Raw genomic sequence first — 1,912 nt, 5'->3', positions numbered from 1 at the left:
TCCTGGACCGCGTGACCACGCCGCGCGACCTGCGCAACCTGTCGGTGGACCAGCTGCGCCAGCTGGCCGAGGAACTGCGGGCCGAGACGGTGGATGCGGTCTCGACCACCGGCGGGCATCTGGGTGCCTCGCTGGGCGTGGTGGAGCTGACGGTGGCGCTGCACGCGGTGTTCGACACCCCCGACGACCGGATCATCTGGGATGTCGGCCACCAGGCCTACCCGCACAAGATCCTGACCGGCCGGCGCGAGCGCGTGCGCACCCTGCGCCAGCCCGGCGGTCTGTCGGGCTTTACCCGCCGCAGCGAGAGCGAATACGACCCGTTCGGCGCCGCCCATTCCTCCACCTCGATCTCGGCCGGCCTGGGCATGGCGGTGGCGCACCATCTGCGCGCCGAGCACGATCCCGCCTACCGCGAGCGCAACGTGGTGGCCGTGATCGGCGACGGCTCGATCTCGGCCGGCATGGCCTACGAGGCGATGAACAACGCCTCGGTCGCCGGCCCCGGCGCCGGGCGCCTGATCGTGGTGCTGAACGACAACGAGATGTCGATCGCCCCGCCGGTCGGCGCCATGTCCAACTACCTGTCGCGGCTGATGTCCTCGCGCCAGTTCCTCGGCCTGCGCGACCTCGCCGGCAAGGTGGCCCGCCGCCTGCCCGAGCGGCTGGAACGCACCGCCAAGAAGGCCGAGGAATATGCCCGCGGCATGATCACCGGCGGCACGCTGTTCGAGGAGCTGGGCTTCTATTATGTCGGCCCGGTCGACGGCCACGACCTCAACCAGCTGGTGCCGATCCTGCGCAACCTGCGCGACGCCGACGACAAGGGCCCGATCCTGCTGCACATCATCACCGAGAAGGGCCGCGGCTACCGCCCGGCCGAATCGGCGGGTGACAAATATCATGCGGTGGCCAAGTTCAACGTCGTGACCGGCGAGCAGAGCAAGGCCCCCCCGGGCCCGCCCAGCTACACCTCGGTCTTCAGCCGCGAGCTGACGCGCCGGGCGAAGCAGGACGACAGCATCGTGGCCATCACCGCCGCCATGCCGTCGGGCACCGGGCTCGATGCCTTCGCCCGCGCCTATCCCGACCGGTTCTTCGATGTCGGCATTGCCGAGCAGCATGCCGTGACCTTCGCCGCCGGCATGGCCACCGAGGGGCTGCGCCCGTTCTGCGCCATCTATTCCACCTTCCTGCAACGCGCCTACGACCAGGTGATGCACGACGTGGTGCTGCAGAACCTGCCGGTGCGCTTCGCCATCGACCGCGCCGGGCTGGTCGGCGCCGACGGCGCCACCCATGCGGGGTCGTTCGACATCAACTATCTGGGCTGCCTGCCCGGCATGACCATCATGGCCCCCAGCGACGAGCTGGAACTGCTGCACATGACGGCCACCGCCTGCGCCTTCGACCAGGGGCCGATCGCGCTGCGCTACCCGCGCGGCAACGGGCTGGGCCTGGCCCTGCCCGAGGAAGGCACGGTGCTGGAGATCGGGCTCGGCCGCATCATCCGCGAAATGGGCCGCCAGTCCGGGCGCGAGAAGGGCGGCATCGCCATCCTGTCGCTGGGCACCCGCCTGGCCGAGGTGCTGAAGGCCGCCGACATGCTGGCCGCCCAGGGCCTGGCCCCCACCGTGGCCGATGCCCGCTTCGCCAAGCCCCTCGACACCGCCCTGATCGAGAACCTGGCCCGCAACCACGCGGTGCTGGTCACGATCGAGGAAGGCGCCGAGGGCGGGTTCGGCGCCTACGTCATGCACCATCTGGCGCGCACCGGCCTGCTCGACAGCGTCCGCTTCCGCCCCATGACGCTGCCCGACCGCTTCATCGACCACAACACGCAGGACGCCCAGTATCGCGAGGCCGGACTCGACGCCACCGCCATCGCAGCCACCGCCCTGCACGCTCTGGG

Annotated in this window: 1 protein-coding gene; it reads left to right on the top strand. The window is 70.6% G+C overall.

Annotation, left to right across the window (positions count from 1 at the left end; translation table 11 throughout):
* Positions 1–2 precede the first annotated feature (2 nt).
* Positions 3–1,912: 1-deoxy-D-xylulose-5-phosphate synthase (dxs, locus tag HLH27_RS16850; protein ID WP_220790474.1), on the top strand; the 1,910-nt coding region annotated here is incomplete at its 3' end.

Source organism: Gluconacetobacter takamatsuzukensis, from assembly GCF_014174275.1.
In the GTDB taxonomy this organism is placed as follows: Bacteria; Pseudomonadota; Alphaproteobacteria; order Acetobacterales; family Acetobacteraceae; genus Gluconacetobacter; species Gluconacetobacter takamatsuzukensis.
Note: the sequence above shows the minus strand (reverse complement) of the source record. Positions and strands in the feature narration are given on the sequence as shown.